13 protein-coding genes are annotated in these 14998 nt (G+C 73.9%); 1 reads left to right on the forward strand and 12 read right to left on the reverse strand.

The annotated features are described in order from the left end of the window. Positions 1-9: 9 nt before the first annotated feature. The 3 genes from QRT03_RS30715 to QRT03_RS30725 all read right to left on the reverse strand — a co-directional run bounded on the left by QRT03_RS30715 (position 10) and on the right by QRT03_RS30725 (position 4842). Entirely contained in the window at positions 10-1071 is a 1062-nt protein-coding gene (locus QRT03_RS30715; RefSeq protein ID WP_286056977.1) for a GNAT family N-acetyltransferase, read from the reverse strand. Between the two features lie 149 nt (positions 1072-1220). Continuing rightward, positions 1221-3617 carry a xanthine dehydrogenase family protein molybdopterin-binding subunit gene (locus tag QRT03_RS30720; protein WP_286056978.1) on the reverse strand — a complete coding sequence of 799 codons (2397 nt, stop codon included), beginning with the start codon at positions 3615-3617 and terminating at the stop codon, positions 1221-1223. Positions 3618-3735: 118 nt separating this feature from the next. Beyond that, positions 3736-4842: an alkaline phosphatase family protein gene (locus tag QRT03_RS30725; protein ID WP_286056979.1), complete on the reverse strand. Its 1107-nt coding sequence runs from the start codon at positions 4840-4842 to the stop codon at positions 3736-3738. Between the two features lie 92 nt (positions 4843-4934). Here QRT03_RS30725 and QRT03_RS30730 point away from each other — a divergent pair, with 92 nt between their 5' ends. Continuing rightward, positions 4935-6407, forward strand: coding sequence for a carboxylesterase/lipase family protein (locus QRT03_RS30730; protein ID WP_286056980.1), 1473 nt, complete (start codon positions 4935-4937; stop codon positions 6405-6407). Between the two features lie 54 nt (positions 6408-6461). On the opposite strand, the gene QRT03_RS30735 is transcribed toward QRT03_RS30730, so the two are convergent. The 9 genes from QRT03_RS30735 to QRT03_RS30775 form a co-directional block, all read right to left on the reverse strand. Then, complete coding sequence (locus QRT03_RS30735) at positions 6462-6929, reverse strand: hypothetical protein (RefSeq protein WP_286056981.1); 468 nt, start codon at positions 6927-6929, stop codon at positions 6462-6464. Next, on the reverse strand, positions 6926-7690 hold the full coding sequence (locus QRT03_RS30740) for a hypothetical protein (RefSeq protein WP_286056982.1): 765 nt from the start codon (positions 7688-7690) through the stop codon (positions 6926-6928). The genes QRT03_RS30735 and QRT03_RS30740 overlap by 4 nt, the downstream gene beginning before the upstream one ends. A gap of 222 nt (positions 7691-7912) precedes the next feature. After that, on the reverse strand, positions 7913-8713 hold the full coding sequence (locus tag QRT03_RS30745; protein ID WP_286056983.1) for an alpha/beta fold hydrolase: 801 nt from the start codon (positions 8711-8713) through the stop codon (positions 7913-7915). Positions 8714-8819: 106 nt separating this feature from the next. Continuing rightward, on the reverse strand, positions 8820-9845 hold the full coding sequence (locus QRT03_RS30750; RefSeq protein WP_286056984.1) for a uroporphyrinogen decarboxylase family protein: 1026 nt from the start codon (positions 9843-9845) through the stop codon (positions 8820-8822). Beyond that, entirely contained in the window at positions 9842-10723 is an 882-nt protein-coding gene (locus tag QRT03_RS30755) for a dioxygenase family protein (RefSeq protein WP_286056985.1), read from the reverse strand. Before QRT03_RS30755 ends, QRT03_RS30750 begins: the two co-directional genes overlap by 4 nt. After that, complete coding sequence (locus QRT03_RS30760) at positions 10720-11541, reverse strand: citryl-CoA lyase (RefSeq protein ID WP_286056986.1); 822 nt, start codon at positions 11539-11541, stop codon at positions 10720-10722. The genes QRT03_RS30755 and QRT03_RS30760 overlap by 4 nt, the downstream gene beginning before the upstream one ends. Further along, positions 11526-12662 carry a CaiB/BaiF CoA transferase family protein gene (locus tag QRT03_RS30765; RefSeq protein WP_286056987.1) on the reverse strand — a complete coding sequence of 379 codons (1137 nt, stop codon included), beginning with the start codon at positions 12660-12662 and terminating at the stop codon, positions 11526-11528. Before QRT03_RS30765 ends, QRT03_RS30760 begins: the two co-directional genes overlap by 16 nt. A gap of 80 nt (positions 12663-12742) precedes the next feature. Then, on the reverse strand, positions 12743-13900 hold the full coding sequence (locus QRT03_RS30770; protein ID WP_286056988.1) for an FAD-dependent monooxygenase: 1158 nt from the start codon (positions 13898-13900) through the stop codon (positions 12743-12745). A gap of 284 nt (positions 13901-14184) precedes the next feature. Next, positions 14185-14991 carry an IclR family transcriptional regulator domain-containing protein gene (locus QRT03_RS30775; protein WP_286056989.1) on the reverse strand — a complete coding sequence of 269 codons (807 nt, stop codon included), beginning with the start codon at positions 14989-14991 and terminating at the stop codon, positions 14185-14187. Positions 14992-14998: the final 7 nt, after the last annotated feature.

Here is a 14998-nt window from a genome sequence, read left to right on the forward strand (position 1 = left end):
CCGCCCACATCACTGGCGCACCGCATGCGAGACCAGCCACTCGCCGTCGAGGTGGCTGCACAGCGACGTGGTCGAGCTCAGCAGGCCGAGCACGTTGGCCTCGGCGTGGACCAGTGCCCGGGCGTTCTTGCGGACGAGCACCCCGGGCCGCCCCAGCAGCCCGGCGGTGACCGGCTCGAGCCGGCCCTGGACGGCGGCCGCGCCCTGCGTGGCGGCGTGCGCGACGAGGTGGTCGAGCACCGGCTCCGGGTCGGGCCCGGTGACGCCGATCTGGAGGACCTCGGCCACCCCGCCGGGCGGGAGCAGGTAGAGGAACCAGCCGAGCACCCGCCCCTGCGGTCCGCGGACGAGCTCGGCGGAGAGCGCGCCGCGGTCGAGACGGCGCAGTTCGGCGAGGACCCACTCCAGCCAGGCAGGGTCGTAGTCCGGCCGCAGCCGCAGCCGACGGCCCGCCGCCGCAACCTGCTCGGCAAGGGTCTCCGCGGTGAGCGGCTCGGTGGTCCCGGCGGGTCGCGGCGGGGGCGGGACGAAGCGCCCGCCGAGGGCGTCGACCGGCCGGGACAGCACCCGGGCGGCCCGTCCGAGGCGGTCCGAGCGCCGGGACACCAGGCTCTCCGCCGTCGAGCCGGGCGAGAGCACCCGGAACCACGCCAACGAGGCGCCCGGCAACTCCTGGCCGCCGAGGCCGAGCCAGAGGCCGCGGGACTCGTCGTTCGCGCGGTCGGCGACGGTGAACTCCTGCGGCCCACCCAGCAGCTTGCGATTGAGCAGGGCGCCCACGCCCTTCGACCGCCAGTCCGGGTGCGCGACGAGGTTGCTGCTCACCGCCATCCGCACCTTGCGGCCGTCGAGCACCATGCGCCGGGTGCTCGCGGCGATGAACCCGACGACGCCGCCGTCGGAGCCCTCGTGCACCAGCGGCGGGATCTCGGGGTCCGCCCACGGGTCCTCGATCAGGATCCGCTGGAGGTAGGGCGCGACGCGTTCGGCCGACGCCCCTCCCATGACCTGGGCGAACAGGGTGCTGACCTGCGGGAGGTCGCTGCGCTCCAGCGCACGGATGCCGGCCATCCGCGGCACTCTACGACCGTCCGCGACCGGCCCACGAGCCGCCGTCGTCCACCTCGTCGTCGCCGCTCGGGGTCCCGAAACGCACGAACGGGCCGTTCGTCACCTTCTTGGGTGACGAACGGCCCGTTCATGCGGAACCGGGGGCGGGACTACGCGTCCGTGCCGTCCGGGACGTGCTCGGTCTCGGACTTGCCCGCGTACTCCGGGCCGGCCTGGTGGCGGGTGCCCGGGTCCGAGGCGGAGGCGCCGTGGATGGCGCGCCACACCGCCTCCGGGGTCAGCGGCATGTCGATGTGCCGCACCCCGAGGGGCGAGAGGGCGTCGATGACGGCGTTGTGCACCGCCGGCGTCGACCCGATCGTCCCGGACTCCCCGATCCCCTTCGCCCCGATGGGGTTGAGGTGGGTCGGGGTCTCGGTGTTGGAGGCCTCGTAGGAGCAGAGGTCCGCCGCCGAGGGGATCGTGTAGGACGCCAGGTTGCCCGTGGTCGGGTTGCCGTCCTCGTCGAACGTGACCCGCTCGAAGAGCGCCTGCGAGATGCCCTGCGCGATCCCGCCGTGCTGCTGACCGGCGACGAGCATCGGGTTGAGGATCTTGCCGCAGTCGTCGACCGCGACGTGGCGCAGCGGCTTCACCATGCCGGTGTCGAGGTCGACCTCGACCACCGAGATGTGCGTGCCGAACGGGAAGCTCGACTGGCCCTGCTTGAAGTCGAGGTCCTCGCGCAGCGCGCGCCCGTTGCCGTCCTCGAGGCCGGTGCCGTCCTCCGACGCCGTGGCGACCTGCTGCCAGGTGATCGTGTTGCCGGCGACGCCGCGCACCCCGAAGCCGTCGTCGGAGTGCTCGATGTCCTCGACGGCCGCCTCGAGCAGGTGCGCCGCGATCTCACGCGCCCGGGAGACGAGCTCCTGGGACGCGTTGTGGATCGCCGAGCCGCCGGTCTGCAGCGAGCGGGAGCCGAGGGTGCCCGCACCGGAGCGCACCACGGCGGTGTCGGACTGGACGACCTTGACCTTCTCCATCGGCACGCCCAGCACCGAGGAGGCGAGCTGCGCGAACGCGGTCTCGTGGCCCTGGCCGTGCGCGCTGGTGCCGGCCATGACGGTGAAGGTGCCGTCGGGGTGGGCCTGCGCGGAGCCGTACTCGCCGTCGAGGCCCAGCGGGGCGGTGACCTCGACGTAGGAGCCGACGCCGATGCCGAGGGCGACCCGGTCGCCCGCGTCGCGGCGGCGCTTCTGCTCGGCGAGCAGCTCCTGGTAGCCGGAGGCCTGGATCGCGGCGTCGAGCGCCTTCTCGTGGTCGGCGTTGTCGTACTCGGCGCCGGTCAGCGAGGTCATCGGGTACTGCTCGGGCTGCAGGTAGTTCATGCGGCGCATCTCGAGCGGGTCCACGCCGATCTCGTCGGCGGCCATGTCGATGATGCGCTCGAGCAGCTGGGTCGCCTCGGGACGCCCGGCCCCGCGGTAGGCGCCGACCGTGGTGGTGTTGGTGACGACGGTCTTCCAGGCGAAGTCGATCGCCGGGATGTCGTAGACGCCCTGGGCCAGCAGCTGGGTGAGGCTCGGGAGGATCGTGCCGACCGCGGGGTAGGCCCCGCCGTCGCCGATGACCGAGGCGCGCAGCCCGACGATCTTGCCGCTGCGCTTGACGCCGAGCTCGACCCACTGGACCTGGCTGCGCCCGTGGACCATCGAGAGCATGTTCTCCGAGCGCGTCTCGTTCCAGCGCACCGGCCGGCCGAGCAGCAGCGCCGCCTTCGCGGCGATCGTGTACTCCGGGTAGGCCGTGGCCTTCGGCCCGAAGCCACCACCGACGCGCGGCGCGACGACGCGGACCTGGTCGGCCTCGAGGCCGAGGTCGCCGGCGAGGGCGTCCCGGGCGCCGTGCGGGGTCTGAGTGGAGAGCCAGAGGGTGATGCCGCCCTCGGGCGTGCCGGGCTCGGCGACGCACGCGTTCGGCTCCATCGGCACGCCGGCGACGCGCTGGTTGAGGAACTTGCCCTCCACCACGACGTCGGCCTCGTCGAAGATGCCCTCGACGTCGCCGGTGCCCGCGCCCGCCGCGAGGTTGCTGCCGACCTCGTCGAAGAGCAGCGGCGCGCCCTCGGCGAACGCCTCTTCGATGCCGGTGACGGCGGGTAGCGGCTCGATGTCGGGGAAGACGGTCTCGGCCGCGTCGAGCGCCTGGCCGGCCGTCTCGCCGATCACCGCGGCGACGATGTCGCCGACGAACCGGACCTTGCCCTTGGCCAGGTGCGGGCGGGCCATGGCGTCGGGGACGACGCCCGGCAGCCCGGGGCGGTCGGCCACGTCGAGGTCGGCCGCGGTGTAGATCGCGACGACGCCCGGCATGGACCGGGCCTCCTCGACGTCGATGTCGCCGAGCGTCCCGTGCGCGATCGGCGACCGGACGAAGACCGCGTGCAGCGACCCCTCCACGGGCAGGTCACCCGTGTAGAGGCCGGCACCGGTGATCAGCTCCTGGTCCTCGGTGCGCTTGACCGGGTGTCCCAGGATCGAGCCACCGGTGTGGGTCGTGACGGACACGCATGCTCCTCTGCGTCGTGATCACGGGTCTCGCCTTGGACACTAGACGAATACTGTGACTGCGTGCACAGCTCGTTTCCACCGTCCGGGAACCCGCTCACCTGCGGTTGAGGGCAGTTCAGGAGCCCGCATCCGCGGAGATCAGGAGCGGTACCAGCCGCTCCGCGTCGGTGGTCGACCCGTGCTGGCCCGGCAGCCGGGACAGCATCGGCTCGTCCTCGCTGCGTACCACGGCGGCCGTCCCGCGCAGCGCGACCAGCAGGTCGGGCACGCGGTCCGCGACCGCGTCGTCCAGCGGTCCGAACCAGCCCTCGTCGAGGATCTCCTCCTTCCCGACGACGAGCGCGTCCGCGCCCAGGACCTCGGTCCAGGCCGCGCGGACGTCGTCGGCGGTGCCGGGCCGGGTGTAGACCAGCCGGGCCCGCGGGTCGCCGCCCACGAGCGGCTCGCCGGCCCGGAGGGCGGGGTCGGTGTCGGCGTCGTACCGGCGGTCGACGGCGACCATCCCGTGGTCCCCGGTGATCGCGAGCAGGGTCCCCGACGGCAGGTCCTCGGCGAGCCGGGCGACGAGGTGGTCGATCGCGCGCAGCTGCCACCGCCAGGCCAGAGAACCCGGTCCGTGGAGGTGGCCGAGCTGGTCGAGGTCGGCGTGGTAGGCGTAGACGAGGCCGGGCGCGGCGGCCGCGGTGAGGATCTCGGCGGCCAGGTCGCCGAGCGACCCGATCCCCCGGTACGTCGCCCCGCGCAGCCCGGAGCGCGTGAGACCGGACTCGCGGAAGGCGCGGTCGGAGACGACGGTGCAGGCGACGCCGGCCGCGGCGGCCCGCTCGAAGACCGTCGGGTGCGGCTGGACGCGTTCCGGGACGAGCCGGTCGCGGAGGTCGGTCGTCCCCTGCGTCCACGTGAGGGCGTCGAGCAGGGTGTCGTCGACGCGGAAGCGCACCCCGAGGGTGCCGTGCGCGCCGGGCGGCAGGCCGGTCCCGAGGCTCGTCAGGCTGATCGGGGTGCTGCTGGGGAAGCCGACGGCGAGGGGCCCGGCGTCGGTGAGTGCGGCCAGGAACGGCGCGTCGGCGGCGTGGGCGTCGAGCAGCTCGCGCCCGAGACCGTCGACGAGCAGGAGCACGGCCGCCCGTGCAGATGGGAGCGCGAGGTCGTCCGCGGTAGGGCCCAGGTCGTGGCCCAGCGACCGCAGGAGGGCGGGGAGCACCGCGTCGAGTCCGGTCACGGCGTCGATCCTGCCCTGCTCCGGGCGCTGGCGGCTTCCGGTGATCGGACGCCGCGTTGCCCGGCTGACCCGGTCGAACGAGGCTCGGACTCGTGACCGAGATCCACACGACGTACGGGCGGGTCCGCGGGCGCGTCGAGGACGGACTGCACGTGTTCCGCGGCATCCCGTTCGCGGCGCCGCCGGTCGGCACGCGACGGTTCGCCGCGCCGGAGCCGCCGGAGCCGTGGGCGGACATCCTCGACGCGACCGCGTTCGGCCCGGTGCCGCCGCAGTCCGCGATGTCCGTCGCCGGCCCTGACGCACCCCGGCCGGTTGACGACGGGCGCGGCTGGCTGACCGCCAACGTGTGGTCGGCGGACGTCGACGGGCGGCGCCCGGTCATGGTGTGGATCTACGGCGGCGCCTACCGGGCGGGCAGTTCCGCCGAGCCCGGCTACGAGGGGACCGTGCTCGCCCGTGAGCACGGGGTCGTCGTCGTGACCTTCAACCACCGCGTCGGCGTCGAGGGCTACGGACAGATCGAGGGCGCGCCGGCGAATCGCGGACTGCTGGACCAGGTGGCCGCGCTGGAGTGGGTCCGCGACAACGCCGCGGCCGTCGGCGGGGACCCGGCGCAGGTGACGGTGTTCGGCGAGTCCGCGGGTGCCGGGGCCGTCGCGTCGCTGCTCGCGATGCCGCGGGCCGTCGGGCTGTTCCGGCGTGCGATCGCGCAGAGCGTGCCCGGGACGTTCTTCTCCGCCGACCTCGCGGCCGACGTCATGATCACGATCGCCGCGGGCCTCGACCGGCGCGCGACGGTCGACGACCTCCGCGACGTCGACCCCGACGAGCTCGCGACGGCCGCGGACCGCCTGCGCATGCGCGAGCACCTCGACCGTTGGGGGGTCGTCGCGCTGACCCCGACGCCGTTCTCCCCGGTCGTCGACGGCGACGTGCTCCCGACGACGCCGTGGCGGGCACTGCGCGAGGGCGCCGCGGCGGACGTCGAGCTGATCGTCGGGCACAATCGCGACGAGTTCCGGCTCTTCCTCGCGCTCGCCGGCGTGCTCGGGACCGTCACGCCCGGGATGGCCGAGGGCACGCTGACTGCGTTCGCGCCCGACGCCGACGCCTTCCGGGCCGCCTACCCGGACGCGTCCGACGAGAAGCTGGTCGAGCTGGTGCAGTCCGACTGGCTCTTCCGGATGCCGTCGCTGCGGCTGGCGCAGGAGCACCAGGGGCGCTCGCACGTCTACGAGCTGACGCTGGAGGCCCCCGGGCGGGGCGGCGTGCTCGGCGCGTGCCACGGGCTCGACGTCCCGCTGGTGTTCGGCACCGCGGGCGGAGCGCTGGGCACGATGCTGCTCGGGGCGGAGCCCGGGCCCGAGGTCGAGGCGGCGTCGGCGGCGATGCGCGCGGCGTGGACGGGCTTCGCGCGCGGCGAGGGCCCGGGGTGGCCGGCGTGGTCGGAGGCCCGGGAGGCCTGGGTGGTGGACGCCCGACCCGTCGTCGGGACCTACCCGGAGGAGACGTCGGCCGCGCTGTGGGCCGGGCACGAGTTCGCGCCCCTGCCCCTGACGTAGGAGGACCGCCCGGGACGCAGGCGACGGACGTCCCGGGCGGTCGGGGAGGGTGGTCTACAGGGAGAGCAGGCGGTCGAAGAACTCGCGGTAGCGCTGCAGCGCCTGGCGCAGCTCCTCGGTGCCCGGCTCGGCGTTGCCGCTCCACTCGGCCTCGAGCTCCGAGCGCTGGTCGCGGAACACCCGACTGACCTCGTCGAGCACCTCGCCGACGAGCTGGTCGGCCTCGGTCACCGACTGCCGCGGCTCGTCGACGAAGCCGGCCTGCACCTCCTGCCAGCGGCCCCGCAGCCGCTCCGAGGCACCGGGGTCGAGGACCGTGACGGAGCTCTTCCCGGCGTCGTGGTCGTGCTGCCCGGCGTGGTCGCCGTGCTGGCGGGTGTATCGGCCCGGCTCGTCGTCGCGGTCCCGGCCGGCGTCGGAACGCGTGTCGGCGCGGTCGTCGTGGCGGTCGTCGGGCCGATCGTCGGGCCGGTCCTCGCGGCGGTCGGCACGGTCCTCGCTGGTGTGGGCGTCGGTGCTCACCGTCGGCTCCTGTCGTCGTCGCGGGCCTGGTCGTGGTCGGCCGGGCGGTCGGTCCGGTCGGCGCCCGCGCGGTCGTGGCCGGCGCGGTCGCGGTCGGCGCGGTCGCGGTCGTCGACGTGGTGTCCGTCGTCCCGGTGGCGGCCGCGGTCGGAGTCGTCGGGGCCGCGGTCGTGGTCGTCGCGGCGGTCGTGGTCGCGGCCGTCCCGGCCGTGCTCCCCGCCGTCCCGGTCGCCGCTCTCGTCGAGCAGGGCGTCCACGAGGCTGCGGTAGGACGTGACCGCGCCGCGCAGGTCCTCGGTGTCGGCGCTCCCGTCGCGCTGGGCGTCCCGGACCCGCCGGGCCTCACGGTAGTTCTCGACGACGCGCGGGTGCTCGACGGAGATGTCGTTCGCGCGCTGGTCGAAGTCGTCGACGGGATAGCCCCGCTCGCGCATGATCGTCGTGACCAGGGAGTCGGCCTTCTCGACCGCACCGCCCGGGTCGTCCACGAACTCGCCCTGGATCCGCTTCCAGTCGCCGCGGAAGCGCTCACGGGTCTGCGGGTCGATCGGCTTCAGGTCGAGCTGCTGGTGGCGCTTGCGGCGCTCGGCCAGCTCCTTCTCGGCCTCGCCCTTGCTGCCCGAGCCCTCGAGCACGCGGTCGTACTCCGGGCCGAACTCCTGCTGGAGCTGGTCGGAGCGCTTCTTGCGCGCGAGGGCGAGGCCTCCGCCGACCAGTGCCAGCACGACGACGACCACGATGATGACGATGACGGTGGTCATGGCGACCCCTCCGAGGGGCGGGTGAACATGACTCAGAGCGTCGTCGCGCACACGGCCGGTATCAATCGACCGTCAAGCGGCTCGTGCGCTGCGTCACACGGCGGGCAGCCGGATTCCGCAAACCTCGACACGCCGGGCCGGGCCGGGCCGCAGCTCCCTCGATCGAGGACGGGCCCCGCTCTCCCACCGTGCCGCATCGGGCCGACGTCGGGAAGACCCTTCTCAGCGCTCGAGCAGGGCCTCGACCTCGGCCAGCCACTCCTCGCGGTGGGCGAGCTCGTCGTGGATGACGTGGCCCGCCCGGGGGAAGCGTCGCACCGGGACGTCCGGGTACGCGTTCGCGAGTGCGGCCTCGGCGCTCGCGGGGAGGACCGACCCGGTCGACTCGTCGGCCGCCAGCACCCGGACGGGGACGGTGACGGGCGTGGTGAGGTCGAGCGCGGCGAGCCCTGTCCCGTCGGCGACCGCACCGAGGGCCGCGGGGTCGACGTCGAGCAGGCCGCGGGCGCGGGCCTCGAGCACGTCCGGGCCCTGCACCTCGGCCGCCGGGCGCCCGCCGAACACCGGCATCGCGCCCAGCGCGGCGGCGACCGTGGCGGGGTCGACGTCCCCGTCCTGCCAGCGGGTCACCTGGTGGCGCAGCGCGCGGAAGATCGGCGACAGCGTGCTCACGTCGGCCGGTCGCAACGGCGGGTCCTCGAGCAGCGCGGCCCGGATCAGCTCGGGACGCCGCTGGGCCAGGGTCCACGCGATCGCCCCGCCCAGCGAGTTCCCGACGACGTACGCCGGCCCGACCTCGTCGAGCAGCGCCTCGACGTCGCCGACGTAGTCCGGGAGCCGGTACCCGTCCGGCACGCGGGGTGAGGCGCCGTGGCCGCGCAGGTCGGCCAGCAGCACGTGGGCGCGGTCGGCCAGGGCGTCCGCCGCGAACCCGAAGGTCCGCTGGCTGTTCCCGACGCCGTGCAGGAACAGCAGCGTCGGCGCGTCCGCCCGACCCGCCTCGACCACGTGCAGCGCGACCATGATCGCCAGTATCGCCCGGCCCCGTCATGAACGAACGGCACTCTCGCGCGCATAGAAGCTGCGGGGGTGCCGCTCGTTCACGGGCGACGGGGGACGGCGGCCGAGATCAGCCCAGCTCGGCCCGCAGGATCGCCGCAGCCTCCGCCATCGCCCGCATCTTGCCCTCCGCCGCCTCGCGGGGCAGGTACTTCATCCCGCAGTCGGTGGCGATGACGACCTGCTCGGGCGGGAGGTAGTCGAACGCCCGGCGGACCCGGGCAGCCACCGTGTCGGCCGATTCGACGGACGGGTCCGACAGGTCGATGACGCCGAGGATGATCGTCTTGTCGGTGAGGTCGCGCAGCACGCCGAGGTCGAGGCCGGACTGCGCGGTCTCGATCGAGATCTGGTCCACGGGACTGCCCGCCAACTCCGGCAGGAACGAGTAGCCCTCGGGCCGCTCGTGGATGATCGCGGCGTAGCCGAAGCAGATGTGCACGGCCGTCGTCCCGGTGACGCCGTCGAGGGCCGCATTCAGCGCCGCCAGCCCGTACTGCCGCGCCGGTTCCGGCCGGGCCTGCATGTACGGCTCGTCGATCTGCACCACGTCGGCGCCCGCGTCGAACAGGTCGCGCACCTCGGCGTTCACCGCCGCCGCGTAGGCCATCGCCGCGGCCTCGTCGTCGGGATAGAAGTCGTTCTGCGCCTGCTGGGACATCGTGAACGGGCCGGGCACGGTGATCTTGATCGTGCGGTCGGTGTTCGCGCGGAGGAACTCGACGTCGCGACGCTCGATCGGGCGCGTCCGCCGGATCTCGCCGGCGATCCGTGGCACCGGGTTCGGGTGGCCGCTGCGATCCAGTGCGGTGCCGGGGTTGTCCACGTCGACGCCGTCGAGCGCCGTCGCGAAGTGGTTGGAGTAGCTCTCGCGGCGCATCTCGCCGTCGGTGAGCACGTCGAGGCCGGCCCGCTCCTGGGCGCGGATCGCGAGCAGCGTGGCGTCGTCCTGGGCCTGCTCGAGGAACTCCGGGTCGACGCGCCACAGCTCCTTCGCCCGCACGCGCGGCGGGAAGCGGCCGGCGAGCTTGGAGCGGTCGATGAGCCAGTCCGGCTGGGCGTAGGAGCCGACGAGGGAGGTGGGCAGCACCGTCACCGGGAGGCCTCCTGCAGCACGAAGTCGTACTCCGCCTCGAGCCACGGGACGTCGCTCGACCCGCCGTCGGGCGTGGGCCCCGGGTCGCGCTCGACGAAGCGCACGATCAGCTCGCGCTTCACCCCGTAGACGACGTCGGTGTCGAGGTACTGCGCGCCGTCCTGGAACAGGTGCGTGATCAGCGGCTCGTAGCCCGGCACCTCCATCCAGAAGTGGACGTGCGCGGGGCGCATCCAGCTGATGTCCGTGGCGTGGATGAGCTCGCCGACCGGCCCGTCCATCGGGATCGCGTAGCCCTTCGGCGCGATCGTGCGCAGGCAGTACGACCCGTCGTCCCGCGAGCGGTACTTGGCCCGCAGCCGGGCCTCGTCGACGTCGAGCTGCGACTCGTACGCGCCCTCCGCGTCGGCCTGCCAGACGTCCATCTCCGCGTCCGCGATCGGCGTCCCGTCGAGCGAGCGGACGACGCCGTGCACGAAGAGCGGGGTGCCCTCGACGCCGTCGGACATGTCGCCGCCGAACCCGAGGGACGGCGACTCGTCGATGAAGAACGGCCCGAGCACGGTCGCCGGCGTCGCGCCCTCGGAGAGGCGATTGTTCTGCTGGACGACGAGCATGGACAGCCCGAGCACGTCGGAGGCGAGGATGAACTCCTCGCGCTTGTCGTCGCTGATCTGCCCGGTGCGGGTGAGCCAACGGATCGCGGCCATCCACTCGGACTCGGACAGCTGCGTCTCGCGCGCGAAGGCGTGCAGGTGGCGCACGAGCGCGGTCAGGAGCTCGGCGGTCCGTGGGTCGTGAGCGGTGGCCCACCGCTCCACGGCGACGTCGGTGATCGTCTCCTCGGTGACGGTCCGCGGCGTGGTGGAGTGCGTCATCGTCCCTCCTCGGTGATGGACGGCGGCTGATAGGGATCAGGGTCCACCGGTCGGTTGTTCAGGTCGACCGACAGGAAGATGTCGTTCGCGACGGGGTGGCGCAGTTCCTCGGCGAGCTGGCCGATCAGGCCGGCCGTGCGGGCGAGCAGCGCGAAGCCGCGCAGCAGCTCCAGCGGCAGCCCGAGGTCGGCCAGCACCGCGCCGCAGACGCCGGCGCCGTTGAGCGGCAGCGTCTTCCCCAGCACCTGCGGGTGCACCCGGCCGATCGCGGTGAACAGCGCCAGGTGCGGCCCGGTCACACCCTCCTCGGCGGCGAGCGCCATGAGCTTCGGCGTGCGCGGGTCGCCCTGCTTGTGGACGTGGTGGCCGAGGCCGGGGACGAAGCGCTTCTGCGCCCGCTGCTCGGTGACCACCCGCAGCGCGAGCTCGTCCCACCCGGCGTCGTCGACCGGGAGCGGGGCCCTCAACTGCTCGTGTAGGAACCGCCCGCAGTCCTCGGTGACGCCGAGGAACCGGGAGCCGCCGGCCAGGAGACCGGCCGCGATCGCGCCCTGCACCGAGTCCGGCGCCGAGAGGTGCGTCAGGCGCGTGACGATGGCCGTGGGCGTGTAGCCGTGGTCGGCCAGGGCGGCGAGGACGGCCTCGAAGACCCGGGTCTCCCCCGGCGTCGGCCGCCGCTGCGTCGCCAGCCAGAACGCGAGCTCGCCGAACCCGACCTGCCCCATCACGTCCTCGACGAGGTCGTGACCGAGCAGGGTGATCTTGTCCGGCGACGCCGCCCCGAGGGCGGTCTCGTAGGTGTTCACGTGGTCAGCCACGCGCGCAGCTCCTCACCGTGCTCGTCCAGGTCGGGCGGGGGCAGTTCGTAGACCGCCGGGGTCGCGGAGAACCGGATCGGGTGCCTCGTCGTCGGGACCGCGCGGTCGCCCTCGCCGACCTCGACGACCGGGTCGAGCCCGAACCGCTCCGCCATCGCGAACCCGCCGTCGATCGACTGGATCGGTCCGCACGGCACGCCCGCGTCGACGAGCAGCTCGAACCACTCGACGGCGGACTTCTCCTTCAGCTTCCCGACGAGGATCGGGCGCAGCTCCTCGCGGTTCTCCGTCCGGGAGGCGTTCCGGGCGTAGCGCTCGTCGGCGGCCACCTCCGGGATGCCGAGCACGTCGCAGAGCTTGCGGAACTGGCCGTCGTTCGCGGCGGCGATGATCAGGTCGTCGTCGGCGGTCGCCAGCGGCTCGTACGGGAAGACGCTCGGGTGCGCGTTGCCCATCCGGTGCGGCACGACGCCACCGGCGACCCAGGCGCTGGAGTGGTTCACCAGCCCCGTCAGCGCCGAGGACAGCAGGTTGAGCTCGACGTGCTGGCCCTCGCCGGTGGCGTCGCGGTGGCGCAGCGCGGCGAGGATGCCGATGACGGCGTGGTTGCCGGCCATCACGTCGAACACCGAGATGCCGGCCCGGAAGGGCTCGCCGTCAGGATCGCCGGTCAGGTCCATCAGCCCGGAGATCGCCTGGACCATCAGGTCGTAGCCGGGGACGTGCGCACCCTTGCCGGAGCCGAAGCCCGAGATGCTCGCGTAGACGACGCCGGCGTTGGCCTCCTTCACGGTGTCGAAGTCCAGGCCGTACTTGCGCATCCCGCCCGGGCGCAGGTTCTCGATGACCACGTCCGCCCGGCGCGCGAGCTCCTGCGCCACCGCGACGTCGTCGGGATCGCGCAGGTCCAGCGCGATCGAGCGCTTCCCGCGGTTGATCCCGAGGTAGTACGTGGAGGTCTCGCCGCGGGTCGGCGGCATCCACGTGCGCGTGTCGTCACCCTGCGGGCCCTCGACCTTCACCACCTCGGCGCCCATGTCCGCGAGCAGCATCGTCGCGTAGGGCCCGGCGAGGATCCGGGAGAAGTCGGCCACCAGCACCCCGGCGAGCGGGCCAGCCATCGTGGGTCCTCTCTGTCCGTCTGTCGGACGGTCGTCCGCCATCGATCCTGATCCTTCCCGACGACGGGCGTCAAGGCTCGTCAGGGATGGGAGTCGACGCCCGCGTAGGCGTGGGCGAACCACCGGGCGAGCAGCGGGTCGTCCCGGAGCCGCCGCACCCAGCCCTCCCGCATCCCGTGGACGAAGGCGGCCGCCCCGGTGCCGGCGAGGGCGTCGGCGGAGAACGCCGAGAGCACGCGCAGGAACCAGTCCGAGAAGCCCTGGGTCGCCATGACGACCGGGAGCCGGGTGTCGGAGTAGGCGGTCAGCCGCGCGCCGTCGCCGCGGTGGGCCTCGACGAGCCCGTGCGCGAGCTCGACCGCGTCGGCGACCGCGAGGTTCATCCCCTTGCCGCCCGCCGGCGTGATCAGGTGCGCGGCGTCGCCGACGAGGTAGGCGCCGCCGGCCTGCATCGGGGTCGTGACCCGGGTGCGCAGGTCCAGGTCGTCGACGGCGATCTCGACGCCGTCGAGGGCACCGGGCTCGCCGAGGCGGTCGGCGAGGTCGCGGCGCAGGTCGTCGTGGGTGAGGTCCGCGGCCCGGACGTCGTCGGGCACCTCGAGGTAGAACCGCGTCTCCTGCGGGCCCCGCCGCAGGTGGGCGGCGTACCCGCGCGGGTGGATGGCGTAGATCGTGTGCCCGACCAGCGGCGCCGTCCGCGCGGAGACGACGAGCCACCGGGCGGCGAGCGGGCGGTCGAGGACCTCGACCCGGTCGCCGAGGGCCCGCGCGACGACGCTGCCCGCCCCGTCGGCACCGACCAGGGCCCGGGGACGGTAGGTCGTGTCGCCGGCGGTGATCGACGGTCCGTCGGGGTCGACGTGCGTCACCGGCTGCTCGAACCGCAGCGGGGCGCCCTCGTCGACGAGCGCGGCCGCCAGCTCCGCGACGATCCGGTGCTGCGGGAAGACGTAGTGCGGCCGGTCGCCGGTGAGGTCGGCGTAGTCGAACAGGTGCCGTGTCGACGGTGTGCGGAACTCGACGCGGCGGTTCTCGGTGTCGAAGACGAGCGGCAGCCCCTCGGCCCGCAGGAGCTCCGCCGTCCGGTACTCGACGATCCCGGCCTTCGGCAGCGTCCCGATCTCCGCCCGTCCCTGCCGTTCGAGGAGCACGTACGGCACTGCGGCGCGCTGCAGCAGCCAGGCGAGCACCAACCCGGCCGGCCCGGCGCCGACGATCACCACCTCGGGCTCGTCCATGGCGCCATCGTGCGCGCATGGTGATCGTGCCGCGTGCCGACTTCCGGCGGGCGGGAACCCGAGGTGGGGGGTCGCCCGGACGTCAGCCGTGGCCCACCGCGGACGTCCGACGTCAGCAGGTCGCCACGCTCGTCGTCGCCTCCGGAGCGACGATGTCCCGCTGCTCCCACCGGATGCGTGCAGGTCGCCATCGTCGCCGGCGGACCGCTACCGCGACGAGCTGACGATGCGGATTTCCCGCCACCGGATGACAGCAAGGACGCATTGCTGTCACCGCGGGAGCCCTACGACGCCGGCAACGTCACGTGCGGCAGCGACTCCCGGCGCGCGAAGTCGGCGCTGATCTCCCCCGCCGTCGCGAGGAGCAGCGGGAGGTGGTGCTCCACGAGGTACTCGACCGACGTCTCCGCGGCGTGGCAGTTGACGTTGACGCCGGCGACCACGCGCCCCGACCCGTCGCGCAGCGGCGCCGCGACCGACCGGATCCCGAGGGTGAGCTGCTCGTCGGTCAGCGCCCACCCGCGCGCCCGGACCTCGCGCAGCGCCGCGTCCCGCTCCTCGACCGACGGCGTCCAGCGCGGCGTCAGCCCCGACCGGGTCGGCTCCGCGAGCACGCGGTCCAGCTCGTCGGGCGACAGCGCGGCCAGCTGCACCTTGCCCAGCGACGTCGGCAGGGCCGGGAACCGCGTCCCGATCTGCACCGCCAGCGACACGATCTTCGGCACCGACGCCCGCGCCACGTAGACGATGTCCGACCCGTCGAGCTGCGCGATCGAGCACGACTCGTGCGTCCGCGCGGACAACGCCTCCAGGTGCGGCCGCGCCACGTCCCACAGCCCCATCGACCCGACGTAGGCCGCGCCCAGGTCGAGCACCCGCGGCGTGAGCACGTACCCGCGGTCGGCGGAGCGCACGTACCCGAGCTCGGTCAGCGTCAGGAGGATGCGGCGCGCGGTCGGGCGCGCCAGGCCGGTGGCGCCGGCGACCTCGGCGAGCGTCATCGCCGGTCGCGTCGCGGAGAACGCCCGGATGACGTCCAGCCCGCGCGCGAGCGCCTCGATGAAGTCCGGACCCGTTCCCTCGCGCGGCACGTCGCGC

The organism is Actinomycetospora termitidis (assembly GCF_030286555.1).
Lineage (GTDB): Bacteria > Actinomycetota > Actinomycetes > Mycobacteriales > Pseudonocardiaceae > Actinomycetospora > Actinomycetospora termitidis.